The organism is Phocicoccus pinnipedialis, from assembly GCF_903994035.1.
Taxonomy (GTDB): Bacteria; Bacillota; Bacilli; order Staphylococcales; family Salinicoccaceae; genus Phocicoccus; species Phocicoccus pinnipedialis.
Genome location: NZ_CAJEWB010000006.1, coordinates 90,553 through 109,994, shown reverse-complemented (window position 1 = coordinate 109,994; position 19,442 = coordinate 90,553). Strand labels below are relative to the sequence as shown.

Below are 19,442 nucleotides of genomic sequence, written 5' to 3'. Positions count from 1 at the left end.
AGGAGTGAACAAAATGGCAGTTAGAAAAGCACCCGATATCGGTGAATATAAATATGGTTTCCGTGACGAAGACGTGTCAATTTTCCGTTCAGAACGCGGACTAACTGAAGAAATCGTAAGAGAAATTTCTAAGATGAAAGAAGAGCCAGAGTGGATGTTAGACTTCCGATTGAAGTCACTTAAACATTTCTACTCTAAGCCTATGCCACTTTGGGGTGGAGATCTTTCAGAGTTAAACTTCGACGAAATTCGATACTACGTGAAACCTTCAGAAGCAACGGAACGTTCATGGGATGAGGTACCTGAAGAAATCAAACGTACGTTTGACCGTCTAGGTATCCCTGAAGCAGAGCAGAAATACCTTGCTGGTGTATCTGCACAATACGAATCAGAAGTTGTGTATCACAACATGGAGAAGGACCTTGAAGACAAGGGCGTAATCTTCAAAGATACAGACACTGCATTAAAAGAAAACGAAGAATTATTCAAGGAATACTTTGGTAAGGTCATTCCTCCAACAGATAATAAATTCGCAGCACTGAACTCGGCAGTATGGTCAGGTGGATCATTTATATACGTACCACCACACGTAAAATTAGACTCACCATTACAAGCATACTTCCGTATTAACTCAGAAAATATGGGTCAGTTCGAACGTACGTTAATCATCTGTGACGAAGGTTCATGGTTACATTACGTTGAAGGGTGTACTGCACCTGTTTATACAACAAACTCACTGCACGCTGCAGTTGTTGAAATCATTGTTAAAGAGAACGCGTATTGTCGTTACACGACAATCCAAAACTGGGCAAACAACGTATACAACTTAGTTACTAAGCGTACATTCGTTGAAGCGAACGGTACAATGGAATGGGTTGACGGAAACATCGGTTCTAAACTTACAATGAAATACCCAGCTATATTCCTAAGAGGAGAAGGCGCTCGTGGTATGACAATGTCGATTGCGTTAGCAGGAAAAGGGCAAGTACAAGATGCTGGAGCGAAGATGATGCACTTAGCACCAAACACGTCATCTTCAATTGTATCTAAGTCGATTGCACAACACGGTGGTAAAGTAACTTACCGTGGTATCGTACACTTCGGTAGAAAAGCAGATGGAGCAAAATCTACAATCGAATGTGATACGTTAATAATGGACAAACAGTCTACTTCAGATACAATTCCATATAACGAAGTGTTCAACTCAAATATCTCACTAGAGCACGAAGCACGTGTATCTAAGGTATCTGAAGAACAATTATTCTACTTAATGAGTAGAGGTATCGGTGAAATCGAAGCGACAGAAATGATCGTAATGGGCTTCATTGAGCCATTTACAAAAGAATTACCAATGGAATACGCAGTAGAAATGAACCGTCTTATCAGCTATGAGATGGAAGGTTCTATCGGTTAATAATTCTAAAATCCTAGGATATAAATTCCTGGGATTTTTTGTTGTATTTTGTAAATTAACCATACTTTCGAATGATTTTGTATATTTATGAGGTAAAACGCTTACAATACCATTTCATAAAGTGCATAATGGTAAGTAGAAGTAGTTGTTAATCGGGATGAAAAAAAGGAGTGGTAGTTATGGGACCAACTTGGATTAAAATTGGTATACTGTATTTAATCTTTGGGTTAGGTGTCGGACACTTTATGTCATACACAATTCAACTCAACTGGGCTTCAGCACATGCGCACACAAACTTACTGGGAATGGTCGTCACGTCGGTGATTGGTCTAGTACTCTGTGTTTATCCACATCTTGCGAAAAATGGACTAGGAAAAGCAACATTTTGGTTGTACCACATCGGTGTACCAATTTTCTTATTTAGTACTTATTGGGTACAAATTGACCCAGCATTCGCACATATTTTTACATTCATTGGTGGACCAATGCTTGCACTTGGAATCATTCTTTTCACAGTCAATTTATTTATGAATTTACCGGCAAACTTCGAACGTGTAAACCATCATCGAGAAATTTAGCACAAATTAATAATATCGTTGACAGGTGTATTTTACGAAGTGTTTTATGTCAAAAAGGTAAAGCATAGCTTAACCTGTAGAACAATTATTAATGATAACGAAATGAACATAAAAAACCAGTGTTGGGTAGACTTCTTAGATGAGTCTCCATGACACTGGTTTTTATATGCTACTTCGTCTGTCCTAATTGTGCAGTAACAACTGTTCGACTATTCGTAGAGCGGTATGCTTTGTATTTTTTGTACAAGAAGTTTTGTACAGGTACTTCTATATATTTTACAATGAGCACGGATAAAGCAATGGATAGACCGAGTGGGATAAGAATCCATAATTCATGGGTCATACCAAATTTCTCCATCTCCTTGATCATTGCGTACCCTATATTTTGGTGAACGAGATATAGCGGATATGAAATGCTTCCTAAAAATAGTAAGATTTTGTTGTTCAGCCACTTCATCTTTTCAGCGAGTACTAAACCAAATATTGCGACGAATAAAATCGTAAACATACCGTTCGATATTCCTTCAAATAAAAAATCGTAGATGATCGAGACAATTAAGAGAGTCATGTATTTTATCTTGGGACCGTGTTGCCATATACAGTAAAACATGATTCCAATTACAAATAATTGTACATAATTAGCGGTTGAGAACCGTTCGATGGTACGCCAAAACTCTCCACCAACCCATCCGTTCATCACTTGAACCAGTAATCCACTGATGAGCATTGTTATTGATACGAGTACCACGTGAGACTTTGCTCCGATATAGAGCACTACTGCCATCATCAGATAGAATGTCATTTCGACGCGTAAGCTCCAATAGACGCCATCAATATTACGGACGCCAAAGAATTCTTGGAACATCGTAAAGTTAATGATTGCTTCAATAAATGTTCGATTAATATCTATTTCACTTTTTCCAAGGACTAAAAATGTTAGTGCAACCGCGACGATGTATGCAGGATACAGCCGAAACGTCCGTTTAATCATAAAGTCTCCAGCACTCTTACCACGAGATACGGACATAAAAATAACGAACCCGCTGATGATAAAAAACAGCTGGACGCCGTAATGTCCAAAATCGAAAAGTGTTGTGTTGTAGTCTGGCTTTACATGCCCAAATCTTTCATTGTAATGAAATGTGTAATGATAGATCACAACGATGACTGCTGCTATACCTCTCAGTGCATCGATCTCAGTGATGCGTTTCCTGTCCATAAAATACCATCCTTTAAGTAATGAAAATAAAGTCTATCGCAGATTTTCCCGAACTTAAAGTTAATCAAACCTATTTAACCAGACTGTAAACTAGTGTAATTCGATTGTTTTCTGATGTAATATTTATTTTGGGAATTTTCTAAAGAAAAAACGTCCACCCAGGAGGATAGACGCTCAAATCTCATCTAATTCAATTTTTTCTTCCCGCGCTTACCGCTCGAGAGAGTGTTAAATATTGTGATAGCTAGGACCATTACTATTCCTACGAACTGATATAACCCTAATACAACGCCAAGCACCAACACCGATGTGATGATTGCTGATACTGGTTCGAGTAATCCTAATATTCCGGCTTCTTTTGATGAAATGTACTTCAAGCTTCCGATATATAAATAGAATGCAAGTGCTGTTCCAAATAATATACTGAATGCGAGTATCGATAGGTCAAACCCTTCCCATTGGTAGCTGAAGTCAAACGACCAAATCGGTGTAAAGAAGTTCAAGAGAATTCCACCAACTAACATCGACCCTCCAACGAGCTGCAACGGATGCAGTCTGACAAGTAAGTACCCAGCATGAATCGTATAGTACGCAAGTGCGATCCCTGATAATAACCCCCAAAATATCGCCAGCGGCGGTACTGCAAACACTGTGAAATCGCCGTTAGTCGCAATCAAACCAACACCGACAATCATTACGACAATGACGAGAGCCTCACGATATGTCCACTGAATATATTTTTTAAACGCATAATATAGAATGATATAAATCGGCCCAGTACACTGAAGTACAGTCGCAATCGCCGCGTTCCCATGACTAATTGCTACAGTATATGTATACTGCACAGCCGTCATACCAAAAATTGAGTAGATTAAAAACATGGTAATGATGTATTTATCCCAAACCATTGCGTGTTTTTTCCTGAAAAAAATAATATAAATTAAAGTCAGAATAACACCACTAATGAGAAGGCGTGTTGTAACGTACCAGTCGACAGTCACTGGTGTGTTTTTAAATATGTAATCAGTCGCAGTACCGCCAACGCCCCAAAGAATTGCCCCGATACACACGAATACGAGACCGCGAATATGTGACTCACTATTTGGCACAAGACCACCTCTTTCGTTTCATCTATTTTATAGGAGTAAAGCATAAAAGACAATATTTGTTTATTTAAATGCAAAATGTGGAATAATAAAGGTAACAATTTAGAGAGTGGGGATAAATAGTGACAAACTTATCAAAATGGTACGACAAAGCATTATCGCCAGAACAATATCGCGCGACACTTACTGATCTAAAAGTAGGATTTGACAAAATTTATGATGAATTTAGTGTATCACGTGATGATGATATTGAAATGTTAAAGGACAAAGATATGAAAGTTTTAGTCATTACGGAACCATGGTGTAGTCATTGCATGTTGAACTTGCCTATCTTGCTTAGAATTTCTGAAGCAGTTGGATTCGATGTACGTTTTTCACTACGCGATGAAAACATGGACTTAATGGAAATGTATCAGACAAATGGTAAAAACGTTATTCCACGAGTGCTCTTGTTAGATTTAGATGGAAATGAAGTTGCAGCTTGGGGACCAATTGCACCGTATACAAAAGAAGTACAAGACAAAGAAAAACACCACTTACCAAAAACAGACTCACCAGACTATGATGAGAAGGTAAAAGATATGCGTTCGAAATTGAAAGACATCTTCAGCACAGACGAAAAAATTTGGATGGGCGTATACGAAGACCTTAAGAAAAGTTTATTAGAAGTTTAATATAAAAAAGCACTCATATGAGTGCTTTTTTATATCTTCGTCATTTCGCATCTTCTCTGATTCCTATAAATTGCATACGTGCGTTGAAGAGGTGTCTGTAAGAGAGATATCCAACAAGGACACTCGCTACTGCTGCTGTATTTAATATTAAGAACAGAATTAATAATTGATACATGACTGCTTCTAATGGGTCACCGCCGCCAATGATCAGACCACTCATCATTCCTGGGAGCTGCACTAGTCCCATAGTTTTCTGTGCTTCTATCGTTGGTATCATACTTGTTTTAATTGCCGATTTTAAGCTATGTTTAATCGCATCCTCTGGAGTTCCACCAAATGACAGGATGAGTTCAATTATTTCATCGTTTTGGTTTACTTCAGACTTAAACTTATTTAAGAATAAAAGTGATAAAACCATCGTATTACCGATGATCATTCCTGAAATTGGAATCACATATTGTGGTGTGAATGGGATAATATTACACACAACGAGTGTCGTCATTGAAAATACCTCAACAACGACAAGCGCTAAGATAATGATCCAAGTGATGTATGGAATACCTTTTCCTTTTTTCACGATATTTTGGCTCGCAGCGCCAATCATAAGCATGATCATCAATATAATATATATTGCGTTTTGACCTTCAAATACAAAGGTCAAGATATACCCAACCGCAATCAACTGGATAATAGATCGGACGGTTGCGATTAAAATATCTTTGGTTAGCCCAAGCTTCAAATATGCAGTTAAAATAAGCGGGATTATAACGAAGACTAATGATAACGCAAGACTTGTAATACTCAATAGTCATCACTCCTTAAGAAAGCGCGTAGCGCTTCAGTTTTTGGGTTTTCTAAGATATCTACTTCTCCTGATTCAATTAATTCACCATCAGATAAAAACCAAATATCATCAGAGACTCGTTTCGCCTGTTCCAAATTGTGCGTCACCCACACAATCGTTAAGTTGTGCCGGTCTTGCAGTTTTACAATCAATCGTTCGATTTCCCTAGATAATCGATAATCTAGGCTTGCCGTGATTTCATCGAGTAATAGAACGTCTGGTTTATTAACGAGTGTACGCGCAAGTGCTACTCGTGAGCGTTCTCCCCCAGAAAGCTTTTTGACCGGATGATCAAGAAATGACTGATTTAAATCGACGTCGGAGAGGAGCGTTACAGCTTCTTCTTTGCTGAGTGATTCATTAAATAAAGCGCGTGGAAGTTTCAAGTTGTCATAAACAGTGCCTTCAATCATTGGGCTTGATTGAAAGGCCATACCGATACCTCGGCGGAGCGTGACGACATCAAAATCGTTTATATTTTTACCTTTAAAATAGATATCACCGGAATCCGCCGACACTAAACCATTGATGTGTTTCAGTGTAGTAGATTTCCCTGCACCGGACGGCCCGACGAGTGCCGTAATTTTATTCTGTTTAAAATCACCACTAATGTGGTTTAAAATATCGTTGTGAGATACATTCTTAAATTCTATGAGAGACACATGAATCCTCCTAAGTGTTGATATATTAATATACCCATTTTCTTATGGTAAAATACATATAGGTGATTATTATGATATATGTTGGGCTCACTGGGTGGGGAGACCATGATTCGATCTATACAGATACAACGAATAAAAATGATAAACTCAAAAAATACGCTTCTTATTTCCCGCTCGTTGAAGTGGATTCAACATATTATGCTATTCTGAGACAGTCTACCATAAAGAAATGGTGCAATGAAACACCGGATACGTTTAAATTTGTTGTAAAAACGCACAGATTTATGACTGGACATGGTGATTTCAGGGAAAATTACAATTCAATACGAGATGTATTTAATGAATTTAAAGAAATGTTAGTGCCAATGGTCGCGTGCGGCAAACTCGCATACGTGTTAATGCAGTTTCCGCCGTGGTACGAATTAAATGAGCGCAACATTAAATATATTCGCATGGCGAAAGAGATGCTCGCACCATTAAAGGTTGCAATCGAATTCAGAAATGAATCCTGGTATAAAGATAAATACAAGGAACAGACTATAGAATTCCTGCATAGTGAAGGGTTGATTCACACAATTGTGGATGAGCCACAAGCAGGTGTTGGATCTGTCCCCTTCGTAAACCGTATCTCTGATCCGACCGCGTTTATTCGACTGCATGGTAGGAACGTACATGGTTGGACACAGAAAGACCGCACGAGTGAAGAGTGGCGCGATGTGCGTTACCTATACGATTATAATAAAGACGAACTCGAGTGGCTAAAAAAACAAGTTCAGATTTTGAAGTTTAAGACAAAAGATGTATTTATCATCTTTAACAACAACTCAGGTGGTCACGCAGCGCCGAATGCTTTAGAGCTCATTGATGCCCTTGGAATTGAGTATCGAGATCTCGCACCGAAGCAACTCAAGTTGTTCTAGAGGAGTGTAAGTTATGATATTGACGATTATCATTCTCATTTTAATAGGTCTTGGCTCTTCCGTATTGGGTGCTTTAGTGGGCATCGGAGGCGGAATTATTATCGTGCCTGCGCTTGTCTTTATAGGTATTAACCTCGGGTTGATTGAGGGGATGACGCCACAGATTGCGATTGGTACGTCGTCTATGATACTCGTTATCACTGGACTCTCTGGGATGATCGCATACGGGAAGAGTAACCAAGTCGACCGTTATAATGGGAGTATCTTTTTAATTGGGCTCGTACCTGGTGCGTTCGTTGGTTCTTATGCCAGCAGTTATTTAACGATTGATAGTTTTAATTTATATTTCGGGATATTTCTTATTTTTATTAGTATATTATTAACGGTTAGAGATAAAATCAAGCCAATAAAGATGTTTCAGAATCCTAAATACATGCGACCACACGTGGATAAGGATGGTAACGTGCACAGCTATGGTGTGCAGCCATCGATTGCGATAATGTTGACGTTTATTGTTGGCTTTATTACAGGACTGTTCGGAATTGGTGGTGGCGCGCTAATGACACCGCTGATGCTGATTGTATTTAGAATGCCAGCGTCTATTGCGATTGGGACGTCAATGATGTTGATTTTCTACTCTAGTTTATCGAGTGCCATAGGGCACGCGTTCCAAGCGCATATTTCTTACTGGAGTTTGCTGTTACTGGCACCAGCTGCATTTTATGGTGCACGATGGGGTGCAAATATTTCGCACAAATTTTCGAACGACAGTTTAGTGAGTTTACTGCGTGGCGCTCTGTTTTTAATCGGAGTGTATTTAATTGTTCAAACCGTTATCTAGGAGGACATTATGGACATTCATATCTTTCACACAAATGACGTTCATAGTCATCTACACAATTATAAAAAGCAAATGCAATACGTAAAAGGCAAGCGAGCGGAGTATGGGCATCGCATGATTTATGTGGATATCGGCGATCACGTGGACCGCGCGCATCCTTACACAGAATCGACGCTTGGGAAAGCGAATGTGGCGCTCCTCGATGAAGCGGGATGTGACGTTGCGACGATTGGTAACAATGAAGGGATTACTTTGCCTAAAGAGACGCTCATTCATCTCTATGATGACGCGGATTTTGATGTCGTATGTGTGAATTTGAGAGATGTCGATACGGGTGAACTCGTCTTTAAGCCATATACGGTTAAGGAAATTGACGGTGTGCGCATTGGTTTTATTGCAGCAACCGTTGAATTTACGCCGTTTTATTTGGCAGAAGGGTTTCTTGTTGAAGGTGCATTTCAGTATTTGGAACACTATCTTGCCGAGCTTGAAAAGATTACGGATTGTATCGTAGTGATGTCGCATCTCGGTATGTATGACGAAGAAAGAATTGCTGAGACGTTCCCGTGTGTAGATGTCATTTTAGGTGCGCACACGCACCACCATTATCTAGATGGCTACGAATATGCGGACACCCTTATTTCGGCTGCGGGTCGTTATGGCGAATACACGGGTCACGTGACTTTATCTTTTGAAGATAAAACCATAAATGCCAAACGTGCGACTCTTATAGAGACGGACATGCTTGTGGGCGTAGAGGAAAACTACTATCAAATTGGTAAGTCGATGCTCGAGAAAACGATAGTAGTGGAAAGAGCGAATCCCATCGTGCGCAATTTATATCGTATTTCGGAGTTTACGTATGTGCTCATGCAAATGTTGAAGCAATTCACGGAGACAGATGTTGCGCTAATAAATTCAGGACTTGTGGCGGATGCGTTTGAAGGTGGTACGTTGACACAGTTTGATTTGCACAGAATTTTGCCGCACTCGATTAATGCGGTATCCGTTGAGATTACGGGACGGGAGTTGAAGGAAATATATAGCGTCGCAAATCAGCATGAGTATAAAGATAGAATTATTAATGGACTTGGATTCCGTGGTGATATATTTGGATGCTTCTTGATGGACGGTCTTGATGTCGTTGAATCTGAACGGAAGTTCTTTGTTGGTGGAGAATTAGTTGAAGACAGTAAAATGTACACGATTGGTACATTAGATATGTATACCTTTGGTCGCATTTTCCCGCAATTCAAAAACGCAAAAAAAGAATATATGATGCCTGAATTCTTGAGAGACATTGTATATAAATATAAGGAAATGCTTTGAAGCGTTATTATTTTTAGCTCAAATGGGGACACCCTTTCTCTACACTTTGACTTCGAAGAATTTTTTACGTATAATAATATGAAATTGAATACAAGTAGAGGTTGCACACAACAATAGTAGTTACCAGTAGCAGACATGCGTGGATCGGTAATGAAAGGGGAGTGTGCCGAAGGGCAGCATCGGTAGAATGCTTCTCTGGGACCTGTCTTAATAGGGCAGGTACTGTCAGTTTTACTGATGCGCTACACGCCAATAACACACAAGTGCGTCGTAACGTACTTGTGTTTTTTTATTATTATTTATTAGGAGTGTCTGATTACTATGGAACAATTTTTAAACTGGGCATACATGCCACTGATTCCACCGTTACTCACGTTACTTCTCGTGCTTCTTACTAAACGGGTGGACCTAAGTCTTGGCATAGGTATTTTAACAAGTGCATTCGTCATCACGAACGGAGATGTTTTAGGGACAATCCAAAAAATCTGGGACGCATTCATTGGTCTCATGATTGAAGGGAATTGGTTAAACACGTGGAGTGCGTATATCTTAATATTCTTAGCACTTCTCGGAATCATGAGTGCATTCATGAGCATGTCGGGTGGTGCGCGCGCGTTCACGAACTGGGCACTCACTAAAATTACGACACGTCGCGGTGCGACATTCCTAACTGGAGTTCTCGGGGTTGTTGTGTTTATCGACGATTACTTCAGTGCAATCATATCAGGTCAAGTTGCAAAGCCGTTAACAGATAAATACAAGGTGTCTCGCGCGAAACTCGCGTACCTTGTAGATACTACAGCGTCACCAGTATCCGTAATCTTCCCGATTTCATCATGGGGAGCGACAATCATGGGACTCACTGCGCCACTACTTATTGCAGCAGGTCTCGAGCATATTTCACCATTCGAGTCGTTCATGTATATGATTCCGTTAAACTTTTATAGTATTGCCGCATTGACATTAATGTTCATCGTAATTTTTACTAATTTCGATATCATGGGCATGCGTCGTGAGGAAGAGCGTGCGTTTAAAACAGGTATACTGCGTGATGAAGGAATGGACCTTACTGAAGACGACGACCTACCTACTGCGAAATACTCGCAAAAAGAGGCGCTTATCGTCCCGCTGATCGGTCTTGCGGTCGGTGTACTTGTTGGTATGACGATTACTGGAATTCAAGAAGGTGGCAGCTTAAATCCACTCACAATTATTGAGAACAACTCGATAACACACGCATTAATTCTCGGTGGTATCACAGGTGTGTTACTTTCAATTTATTATTATTATAAATATACAAAAGACGACAAAGCATTTACTGGGAAATCTACGCTTTTAGGATTCAAAGAAGGGTTCATGGCGATGCTTGGACCAATGACGGTACTCACTCTCGCATGGATGACTGGAGAATTGATCTCAGAGCTTGGAACAGGTTCATTATTAGGTGCGATGGTACAAAATTCAAACATCCCTGCACAACTGATTCCGGCGATTGTGTTTATTGTTGCTTGTATTATGGCAGTTTCAACAGGTACGTCATGGGGTTCTTTCGGTATCCTCGTTCCAATCGCGGGTAACATTATCGTGACGCTAGAAGAGCCAGCGTTACTTCTACCATCACTCGCTGCAGTACTAGCAGGCGGAGTATTTGGTGACCATTGTTCACCAATCTCAGACTCTACGATTCTATCATCAACAGGATCTGGGTCTAACCACATCACACACGTAATGACGCAAATTCCATACGCAATGATTGCAGCAATCATTTCACTAATTTCATTCGTCGTTGTCGGTTATACTGAGTCAACGTGGATTTCACTCATCGTGTTTGCCGCGCTCTTTATCGTACTATTCGTACTGATAAAAACAATATACAACCCGGTAGTTACAGCTGAATCTAAAGAAGAAATTGTAGAAGTGTAAATAAAACGATTTCAAAAAGCCCACAAATTGAAAGATAATTGTGCTATGATGAATTTAAATGACAATGATGGGTAGGGATAGATTTGGCGACTAAGCGTGAAGAAATTCTTAGAAAACCAGAATGGCTTAAAATCAAACTGAATACAAACAAGAACTATACAGATTTAAAGAAAATGATGCGTGCAGAAAACCTGCACACAGTATGTGAAGAGGCGAGATGTCCGAACATTCACGAATGTTGGGCGGATCGTAGGACAGCAACTTTCATGATCTTAGGTTCCGTATGTACACGTGCGTGTCGTTTCTGTGCGATTAAGACAGGACTTCCAAGCGAAGTGGACTGGGACGAGCCACGTCGAATTGCAGAATCAGTTAAGAAGATGAATCTTAAGCACGTTGTAATCACAACAGTTGCGCGTGACGATCTCCGTGACGGCGGAGCATCTGTTTATGCGGAAACAATTAAGCGTGTGCGTGAAGAAAACCCGTATACAACTGTAGAAGTATTACCTTTTGACTTTAACGGCAATAAAGAAAACATCAAATTATTGATGGATGCGAAACCAGACATTCTAAACCATAACATTGAAACGGTTGAGCGTTTAACTCCAAGAGTACGTGCGAAAGCAAAGTATGATAGAAGTTTAGAGATGCTCCGTTACTGTAAAGAACTTTATCCGGACATTCCAACAAAATCGAGCATCATGATTGGTTTAGGTGAGACGGAAGAAGAAATCTTACAGACGATGGACGATCTCCTAGAAAATCAAGTTGACATCTTAACAATCGGCCAATATTTACAACCGACAAGAAAGCATATCAAGGTAGAAAAGTACTACTCTCCACTAGAGTTTGGTAAACTGCGCAAAATCGCAATGGAAAAAGGATTCAAACATTGCCAAGCAGGACCAATGGTACGTTCAAGCTACCACGCAGACGAGCAGGTTAACGCTGCAGCACGTGCGCGTCAAGAACAAGGTGAGGCGTTACTTGAACGTGAATAAATATGTAACTGTAGGTCATATGCATTTCGAACTCATCAAAGAACACCGTGATGCGTTTGACTTAGAGCAATTCGAAGACAAGTATAATGAAATATTAAATAAATACGATTATATTGTTGGAGATATTGGGTATGAGAAGTTAAGACTGAATGGTTTTTTTAGAGATGATAAGAAAAAGACAGATATTGATAAGAAGTTTAGTGCGATAGAGGATTATCTTTTTGAGTACTGTAACTTTGGATGCGCGTATTTTATCTTGCGCAAGCTATCTAAGGCAGAGCAAAAAACACTTGGTTTAAAAGATATAGAACCAACACAGAAAGATGAAATAGAAGCACCTAAATAAAAATAAGCATGTGACCTGTGAAAGGTACACATGCTTATTTTTATTCGCTGAACCAGCCAGGAGAGAGGACTTGGTTTAAAAAGTCCTTAACTTCCGCAGCTTGATTTTCATTTAAATCAAGAGCGAACTCGACATATCCGGGCTCTTCTAAATCGTCTGGTCCCATGATACTAAATTTATTATTTTGCATATTAAGTACGAGCGTTTTACCAAAAAATTTCGTTGTATGAACGACAGTTAAGTCATAACGGCCATAATCTCCGGCGATGCCGACGAATCTCACGGCACTGTTTTCTTCATCGTCATATAAATAAAGATTTTTCACTATAATCCCCCTAAGACGTATCTACTGTACTTATGCTATCATATTATATGAAAAGAATGTATATGGAGGACCAACATGTATTTTGTAGACAAAGACCAGTTACTTAGAAGATTGGATTACATTGAGTATCTAACGACAGAAATTGACACGGATAACGACCTTGCATTGGAGCGCGTATGTCAGATGCTGATTGAAGCGACGGTTGATGTTGGAAACAGCATTATTGATGCGTTTGTACTCAGAGATCCAGGTAACTATTTAGATGTAATGGATATTATGAAGAATGAAAAGGTGATTCCTGAAGCGGATTTCGCGAAATTCGAGACTACATTTAAATGGCGTGCAGTACTTGTACGTGATTACAAACGCATTGACCATGAAGAGATGCGTGCAGAGTTTAAAGAAAATCTTTCTGCGTATCAAGATTTCAAGAAAAATGTAGAACACTTCTTTAAGACAGATCCACAAGCAGTCACGGCTTTTATGAGTGAAAATCAATAATATTGAAGTGGTTTGACCACTGAATGTAAGTTTTGCTATGATAAGCGCATACCGTTTTAAAAGGAGATATAATGAAAACGAAACAATTGATTTTAGTCGCATTATTTGCAGCATTAATTGCGATTGGCGCACAGATTAGCATCCCAATCGGTCCGGTACCGATAACATTACAAGCACCGATGGTTATTTTAGCCGGATGTTTATTAGGCTCTAGATATGGTGTTCTAAGCGTAGTGGTTTACATATTAATCGGGTTAATTGGTATTCCAGTATTCGCAGGCGGAAGTGGCGGATTGGCATCACTAGTGAGCCCAAGTTTCGGGTTCATCATTGGATTCTTACCACTCGCATTTTTTGCAGGACTTGCAGCACGCTCTGAATCTAGTCTTTTTATGAGTGGTATCATCGTAACAATTGGTGTGTTAATTTTATTCGCGATTGGACTTGTGTACTTTATGATTATCATGAACTATGTAATGGTGTCTCCAGTGAGTGTTACAAAGGCAATTATGTATACAGTAACACCATTTATAGTGAAAGATTTAATTGTCGCAGTGTGCACGCTACTATTCTCGCGTGTATTAATACAACGCGGCGTACATGTTTAATATTGAGAGAAGAACATCCACTTCGGTGGATGTTTTATTTATTTAATCGCCATAGTCAATGTAAGCTAAAAGAGGTTAGACGGACAAAATCTTTAAAAACAAGCAATAAAAAATGCTCCTCACATTTCTGCGAAGAGCAACATTCACAAACTTTAAGCATTGATGCCTTTATTTTCAAACCATTTCATAATTGGTTTTAATTGCACATATCCGTCTTGTACAACCTCATCATTGATTGTCACGAGTGGATAGAATAGCTCGTCGTTATCGACTTGTTCGATTAATTCCTGATCATAATCAGAGAGGTTTTCATCTTTATCCATGTCGATGTAATTCACTTTGATATCCTCATTAGGAAATTTTTTTGTGAATAAAGCACCCAGCCAATCATGTGTATCTTTTGAACTTGGTGCATTCACACAAGAAGCACATTGTACGTCACGTCCATAAACATTAACTGTATAACTCATGATATACTCCTTTCAGATGATAGATTTTTGTCAGTAAATCCATTATAATACAAATACAGACATATTTCTTTATAACAGTTTTGGAGTGATATAAATGACAACAACAAAAGACACAATGTATGAACAAGTTGACGCTGTTTTAGATAAATTACGCCCATTCCTCTTACGTGATGGTGGAGACGTTGAGCTCGTAGCCGTTGATGACGGTATCGTAATGCTTCGTTTACTCGGTGCTTGCGGCACTTGCCCAAGCTCAACAATTACGTTAAAAGCAGGAATTGAACGTGCACTTTTAGAAGAAGTGCCTGGGTTCGTAGAGATCGAACAGGTATTCTAAAAACTAGAGATTCATTCTCTAGTTTTTATTTTTAGGTGGTAAACTATGAAACTCGTTGAGTTTTGCAATGCAAATATGCAAAAAGGAACGCAGCAAGTATATGATGTACTGAGTTCCCGCATGGACCTTGACTGCGTCGATTATGAGTGTACGAATAACTGCGGACTGTGCAGTAAGATGGCGTTCGCGCTTGTCGAAGGGCAGATTGTATCGGCAAAAGACAATACCAAATTACTAGAGAAGATTGAGAAAAAACTTGATAAACTAGATGACGCGTTCGATGAACAGTATTTAGATTTTTAGTTTGATATAATAGGTATAACAACTAAGTGGGGTGAAATTATGTCACAAGTTACATTAACAGAAGAAGCAGCGTATGAAGTCAAAGATATGTTGAAAAAAAACGACATGGCAGACGGCTACTTAAGGTTTAAAGTACAAGGTGGCGGTTGTACCGGTCTCACATATGGTATGAGTGCTGAGCACGAAAAAAATGATAACGATATTGAATTCGAATATTACGGCGTAAAGTTAATCATTGATCAGCATGATATACCTGTAGTGGATGGAACAGTGATTGGATTTAAGCAGTCATTGCTCGGTGGTGGATTCACAATAGACAACCCATTAGCAAGCCTATCATGCGGTTGCGGAGCATCGTTCAGAACGAAAACAAAAGAAGGTACTCCAAATAAATGTTAATTTCATCACAAAACCTTGATTAAATAACTAGAAAACGCTAATATTATAGTGATAAATATTAGCGTTTTTTTATGTTCATATTTAGTAAATTATTTATAATATTTGGGAGATGGGCAAATGAGCTATGAAAGAAAAAAAATCGTTGTGCTAGGTGCTGGATATGCAGGATTAGCAACGGTTGTTAGATTACAGAAAGAGCTTGGATTCCAAGATGCGGATATTACATTAATTAACAAGAATGAATATCACTATGAAGCAACGTGGTTACACGAAACGGCTGCCGGTTCAATAAACTGGGAAGACGGTGTTTATCCGATAGCTAAAGCTGTAGACAACATGAAGACGAAATTTATTGTAGCTGAAGTAACTAAAATCAACAAAGACGCGCAGACAGTAGAAACAACACAAGGTGAATTCGAATTCGATTACCTAGTCGTTGCACTTGGTTTCGAATCAGAAACATTTGGAATCACTGGAATGGAAGAGTACGCACAAGCGATGACTAATCCAACAAACGCTTTAGAAGCAAGACAATCAATTGAAGCGAACTTCAAGAATTACTTAACTTCTGGAGATGAAAACGACCTATCAATCGTAGTAGGTGGAGCGGGTTTCACAGGTATCGAGTACCTCGGTGAGTTAGTTGAAACACTACCAGAATTGTGTGCACAGCTTGGAATTGATTACAACAAAGTGAAAATCACTTGTGTTGAAGCAATGCCATCCATGTTACCAATGTTCCCTAAAGAACTCGTTGACTATGCTCAGAAGTTCTTAGAAGATCGCGGTGTGACATTTATGCTCGGAACTGCAATCACTGCAGCAAACGATAAAGGATTCATGGTTAAAGTTGACGAGAAAGAACAACAACTTTACGCTAACAACCGTATCTGGACTGCAGGAGTTCGTGGATCACGCTTAATGGAAGAGTCATTTGATGGTGTTAAACGTGGTCGTATTGTAGTGAACAGTGACCTTTCAGTTGACGGATACGATAACATATTTGTCATTGGAGACGTCGCAGCTGTTATGAACGGTGAAGGTCCAGATGCCCGCCCTTACCCAACAACAGCACAAATCGCTATGCAACTTGGAGACCACTTAGCAAGAAACATCAAACGCAAATTAAACGGCGATAAACTAGAGCCATTTGTTTTCGATGACAAAGGTACGGTTTGTTCACTAGGTTCAAAAGATGGTATCGGAATGGTATTTGGAAAACCAATCAAAGGTAAATCTGCAGCAATCATGAAGAAAGTAATCGACACACGAGCAGTATTCATCCTTGGTGGCCCGATTCTTGCATACTCAAAAGGTAAATTACTTTAATTAATAAATCGCATGAGTATTGTATAATGCTCATGCTTTTTTTGTAGAGGTGACACATTGAATATTGTACAAGTATTTATTTCTATCGTGTTATACTTTGTTTTATTCTTTGGGATTAGTTTCATATTGAATATGATTTTACGGATGACATGGATCATGGCTTTTATCTATCCAATCATCGTAATCTTAATTGTAGACCGCGTAGAAACAATAGATTATATAAAAAAACCAAGTGAAACATTCAGCACTGCGCTGGATAATATCATTAACGTTCAGATGTTTGACGTGATTATCTTGCTTGCTGGGTTCATTGGAATCCTGATTGCAGGATGGTCAATTAAATATCTGAGAAAACTCGGTTATCAAATGTTCTAGGAGGATTTCATGGAAATTAATTTAAATCAAACGATTCAAGAAACAAAAGGCGCGATTGTAGTTGGTATTTCTGAAGACGTAAAAGATTTGAAGATTTTTGATACACTTGATGCATTTTTTAACGGCAATTTACTAGACGCGATAGAGTCTGGTGTTTTATCTACAAAACTTGGTGAAGTGAAAACGACAGGTGCATTATTGCAGACGGAATACCGTAAAATCATCACGGTTGGTTTAGGCGTTTCAGATAAACTCACGCGTCTAGACATGCAGAAAGCGCTTGGAAATGTCTTCCAGTTCATTGCGAAAGACGGTGTGGATGCTGCATTTGAATTAGGATCTTTCATAGTGGACTCAGATGAGTTCTTTTATGATATTGGACTGATGTCAGAAATCAGCACATATGAGGTCTACTCTCACAAAACGCGTGAAGATAAAGAACTGAACGTGTCGTTCATTGGTGAAGTGAACAGCGAGGCGCTGAGCGATGGAATGATCGAAGGTCGCGCGATTAACTTTGCTCGTGACTTCAGTGAAATGCCACCAAACGAATTATATCCGGAAACTTTCGCGGACTTAATTGTTGAAGAGTTCGAGAGAAAGAAGTACGTAAAAGTAGATGTAAAAGACGACAACACGCTTGAAGAAGAGGGCTATGGCTTGATCACTTCAGTGGGTAAAGGTTCAACTAAAGGACCACGTCTCGTGACGCTTGTTTACAAGCACCCTGAGTTCGATGGGAAGCCAGTGGCTCTAGTTGGTAAAGGGATTACTTACGACTCTGGCGGGTATTCATTAAAGCCTCGTACTGGCATGGTTGGAATGAAGTACGATATGAGTGGAGCAGCAAACGTACTGGGTATGTTGAAAGCTATAGTTGACCAAGAAGTTAAGACACATGTTGTAGCGATTGTTGCGCTAGCCGAGAACATGGTGACAGGTGATGCAAACCGACCAGACGACGTATATGTATCTAAAAAAGGTCTAAGTGTAGAAGTGACAAACACAGATGCAGAAGGACGCTTAGTGCTCGCTGACGCAGTGTTTGAAGCGACGCGCTATGATCCAGTGGTGATTATGGACTTCGCAACATTAACGGGTGCAGTAATCGGTGCACTTGGAATGGAGCGTACAGGACTATTCACGAACAAGGACCAAGTATTTACTTTACCAATCTTAGAGTCATCCATTGCAACAGGCGAAAAATTATGGCATTTACCAATGGATGAGTTAGAGGATAAAGCGGTGCGTGAAACGGCATCTGCAGACCTCGTTAATAGTAATTTAAAACCCTACGGGGGCGCGTCATTTGCAGCGTCATTCATCGAGAAATTCGTTGAAGACTATCCGTGGTTACACTTTGATATTGCGGGAACGAGTGGGTTCACTAAAGCGAGCGCATACGGTCCAAAAGGTGCGTCAGGTGTGATGATTCGTACAGTTCTCGATTACATCAAGAACGAGAAAGCTTATGACGAATTTAATTAAATTATTTGGAATTGAAGTCGTCGATCTAAATACAGAATCAGCGACTATAAGGATGGAGATTGATGAGAAGAGCCACCAGCCGTATGGATATGTTCATGGCGGCATGAATGCAGTTCTCGTGGAGACGGCAGCCTCGATTGGTGCAAACCATAATTTGGAAGGCCGCGTCGCGATGGGGCTCGAAGTCAACGTCAATCATCTGCGTGCAAAGAAGACGGGGACTTTGATTGCTAAAGCAACGAAGGTCCATCTCGGCAGAAGCACCGCAGTTTACTCAGTAGACATCTTTGACGAACAAAATAAGCACATCGCTGCAGGTAGATGCACGATGCAAATAATAGAGATGAAGTAAGACATCTTCCCTCTCGGGAAGATGTCTTTTGTTTTTTACGATTCATGTATTCTGGCTAGCGAAAATCTTGTATTTCTATGTTTTGCATCAAAAAA

At 39.6% G+C, this 19,442-nt stretch carries 24 protein-coding genes and 1 riboswitch; of the genes, 18 read left to right on the top strand and 6 right to left on the bottom strand.

The window, feature by feature from the left end; all coding sequences use genetic code 11:
- The first annotated feature begins 13 nt into the window (after positions 1 to 13).
- The gene (sufB, locus tag H9D55_RS03445; protein ID WP_186076889.1) at positions 14 to 1,414 is read left to right on the top strand and encodes a Fe-S cluster assembly protein SufB; all 1,401 of its coding nucleotides are present in this window, start codon (positions 14 to 16) and stop codon (positions 1,412 to 1,414) included.
- Between the two features lie 179 nt (positions 1,415 to 1,593).
- Positions 1,594 to 1,992 (top strand): hypothetical protein, encoded by a 399-nt coding sequence (locus tag H9D55_RS03440; RefSeq protein ID WP_186076887.1) that lies wholly within the window; start codon positions 1,594 to 1,596, stop codon positions 1,990 to 1,992.
- Positions 1,993 to 2,161: 169 nt separating this feature from the next.
- On the opposite strand, the gene H9D55_RS03435 is transcribed toward H9D55_RS03440, so the two are convergent.
- Together H9D55_RS03435 and H9D55_RS03430 are read right to left on the bottom strand one after the other, a co-directional pair.
- Entirely contained in the window at positions 2,162 to 3,211 is a 1,050-nt protein-coding gene (locus tag H9D55_RS03435; protein WP_186076885.1) for an acyltransferase family protein, read from the bottom strand.
- A gap of 185 nt (positions 3,212 to 3,396) precedes the next feature.
- On the bottom strand, positions 3,397 to 4,320 hold the full coding sequence (locus H9D55_RS03430) for a DMT family transporter (protein ID WP_186076883.1): 924 nt from the start codon (positions 4,318 to 4,320) through the stop codon (positions 3,397 to 3,399).
- 119 nt (positions 4,321 to 4,439) lie between these two features.
- Here H9D55_RS03430 and H9D55_RS03425 point away from each other — a divergent pair, with 119 nt between their 5' ends.
- Positions 4,440 to 4,991, top strand: coding sequence for a thioredoxin family protein (locus H9D55_RS03425; protein ID WP_186076882.1), 552 nt, complete (start codon positions 4,440 to 4,442; stop codon positions 4,989 to 4,991).
- A gap of 40 nt (positions 4,992 to 5,031) precedes the next feature.
- On the opposite strand, the gene H9D55_RS03420 is transcribed toward H9D55_RS03425, so the two are convergent.
- Together H9D55_RS03420 and H9D55_RS03415 are read right to left on the bottom strand one after the other, a co-directional pair.
- On the bottom strand, positions 5,032 to 5,796 hold the full coding sequence (locus H9D55_RS03420; RefSeq protein ID WP_186076880.1) for an ABC transporter permease: 765 nt from the start codon (positions 5,794 to 5,796) through the stop codon (positions 5,032 to 5,034).
- On the bottom strand, positions 5,793 to 6,497 hold the full coding sequence (locus H9D55_RS03415; RefSeq protein WP_186076878.1) for an ABC transporter ATP-binding protein: 705 nt from the start codon (positions 6,495 to 6,497) through the stop codon (positions 5,793 to 5,795). The genes H9D55_RS03420 and H9D55_RS03415 overlap by 4 nt, the downstream gene beginning before the upstream one ends.
- 71 nt (positions 6,498 to 6,568) lie before the next feature.
- Here H9D55_RS03415 and H9D55_RS03410 point away from each other — a divergent pair, with 71 nt between their 5' ends.
- The 6 genes from H9D55_RS03410 to H9D55_RS03385 all read left to right on the top strand — a co-directional run bounded on the left by H9D55_RS03410 (position 6,569) and on the right by H9D55_RS03385 (position 12,860).
- Positions 6,569 to 7,417 carry a DUF72 domain-containing protein gene (locus H9D55_RS03410; protein WP_186076937.1) on the top strand — a complete coding sequence of 283 codons (849 nt, stop codon included), beginning with the start codon at positions 6,569 to 6,571 and terminating at the stop codon, positions 7,415 to 7,417.
- Positions 7,418 to 7,430: 13 nt separating this feature from the next.
- Positions 7,431 to 8,258 (top strand): sulfite exporter TauE/SafE family protein, encoded by an 828-nt coding sequence (locus tag H9D55_RS03405; protein ID WP_186076876.1) that lies wholly within the window; start codon positions 7,431 to 7,433, stop codon positions 8,256 to 8,258.
- A 9-nt stretch (positions 8,259 to 8,267) separates the two neighbouring features.
- Complete coding sequence (locus tag H9D55_RS03400; RefSeq protein WP_186076875.1) at positions 8,268 to 9,587, top strand: bifunctional metallophosphatase/5'-nucleotidase; 1,320 nt, start codon at positions 8,268 to 8,270, stop codon at positions 9,585 to 9,587.
- Between the two features lie 87 nt (positions 9,588 to 9,674).
- A riboswitch (Lysine riboswitch) is annotated at positions 9,675 to 9,840 on the top strand.
- A 68-nt stretch (positions 9,841 to 9,908) separates the two neighbouring features.
- A complete protein-coding gene (locus H9D55_RS03395; RefSeq protein WP_186076873.1) occupies positions 9,909 to 11,510 on the top strand; it encodes a Na+/H+ antiporter NhaC family protein in 1,602 nt (533 codons plus the stop codon).
- Between the two features lie 83 nt (positions 11,511 to 11,593).
- Positions 11,594 to 12,514: a lipoyl synthase gene (gene lipA / locus H9D55_RS03390; protein WP_186076870.1), complete on the top strand. Its 921-nt coding sequence runs from the start codon at positions 11,594 to 11,596 to the stop codon at positions 12,512 to 12,514.
- Entirely contained in the window at positions 12,507 to 12,860 is a 354-nt protein-coding gene (locus H9D55_RS03385) for a YutD family protein (RefSeq protein ID WP_235963097.1), read from the top strand. Before lipA ends, H9D55_RS03385 begins: the two co-directional genes overlap by 8 nt.
- Positions 12,861 to 12,900: 40 nt before the next feature.
- On the opposite strand, the gene H9D55_RS03380 is transcribed toward H9D55_RS03385, so the two are convergent.
- Positions 12,901 to 13,185: a DUF3055 domain-containing protein gene (locus tag H9D55_RS03380; protein WP_186076869.1), complete on the bottom strand. Its 285-nt coding sequence runs from the start codon at positions 13,183 to 13,185 to the stop codon at positions 12,901 to 12,903.
- 75 nt (positions 13,186 to 13,260) lie between these two features.
- Between H9D55_RS03380 and H9D55_RS03375 the strand changes: the two genes are divergently transcribed.
- Positions 13,261 to 13,686 carry a DUF86 domain-containing protein gene (locus tag H9D55_RS03375; RefSeq protein ID WP_186076867.1) on the top strand — a complete coding sequence of 142 codons (426 nt, stop codon included), beginning with the start codon at positions 13,261 to 13,263 and terminating at the stop codon, positions 13,684 to 13,686.
- A gap of 71 nt (positions 13,687 to 13,757) precedes the next feature.
- Entirely contained in the window at positions 13,758 to 14,294 is a 537-nt protein-coding gene (locus H9D55_RS03370; RefSeq protein WP_186076865.1) for a biotin transporter BioY, read from the top strand.
- A gap of 152 nt (positions 14,295 to 14,446) precedes the next feature.
- Here the strand turns inward: H9D55_RS03370 and H9D55_RS03365 are convergent, their stop codons facing one another.
- The gene (locus H9D55_RS03365; RefSeq protein WP_186076863.1) at positions 14,447 to 14,764 is read right to left on the bottom strand and encodes a YuzD family protein; all 318 of its coding nucleotides are present in this window, start codon (positions 14,762 to 14,764) and stop codon (positions 14,447 to 14,449) included.
- A gap of 94 nt (positions 14,765 to 14,858) precedes the next feature.
- Between H9D55_RS03365 and H9D55_RS03360 the strand changes: the two genes are divergently transcribed.
- From H9D55_RS03360 to H9D55_RS03330, 7 genes are all read left to right on the top strand, one after another.
- Positions 14,859 to 15,101 carry a NifU family protein gene (locus H9D55_RS03360; RefSeq protein ID WP_186076861.1) on the top strand — a complete coding sequence of 81 codons (243 nt, stop codon included), beginning with the start codon at positions 14,859 to 14,861 and terminating at the stop codon, positions 15,099 to 15,101.
- A gap of 45 nt (positions 15,102 to 15,146) precedes the next feature.
- A complete protein-coding gene (locus H9D55_RS03355) occupies positions 15,147 to 15,404 on the top strand; it encodes a DUF1450 domain-containing protein (RefSeq protein ID WP_186076859.1) in 258 nt (85 codons plus the stop codon).
- A gap of 39 nt (positions 15,405 to 15,443) precedes the next feature.
- Entirely contained in the window at positions 15,444 to 15,803 is a 360-nt protein-coding gene (locus H9D55_RS03350) for a HesB/IscA family protein (protein ID WP_186076857.1), read from the top strand.
- A 117-nt stretch (positions 15,804 to 15,920) separates the two neighbouring features.
- Positions 15,921 to 17,132 (top strand): NAD(P)/FAD-dependent oxidoreductase, encoded by a 1,212-nt coding sequence (locus tag H9D55_RS03345; protein WP_186076855.1) that lies wholly within the window; start codon positions 15,921 to 15,923, stop codon positions 17,130 to 17,132.
- 57 nt (positions 17,133 to 17,189) lie between these two features.
- Positions 17,190 to 17,507, top strand: coding sequence for a YuiB family protein (locus tag H9D55_RS03340; protein WP_245202333.1), 318 nt, complete (start codon positions 17,190 to 17,192; stop codon positions 17,505 to 17,507).
- Between the two features lie 9 nt (positions 17,508 to 17,516).
- Positions 17,517 to 18,995 (top strand): leucyl aminopeptidase family protein, encoded by a 1,479-nt coding sequence (locus H9D55_RS03335; protein WP_186076853.1) that lies wholly within the window; start codon positions 17,517 to 17,519, stop codon positions 18,993 to 18,995.
- Entirely contained in the window at positions 18,979 to 19,347 is a 369-nt protein-coding gene (locus H9D55_RS03330) for a PaaI family thioesterase (RefSeq protein ID WP_186076851.1), read from the top strand. The genes H9D55_RS03335 and H9D55_RS03330 overlap by 17 nt, the downstream gene beginning before the upstream one ends.
- The last annotated feature ends 95 nt before the right edge of the window (positions 19,348 to 19,442 follow it).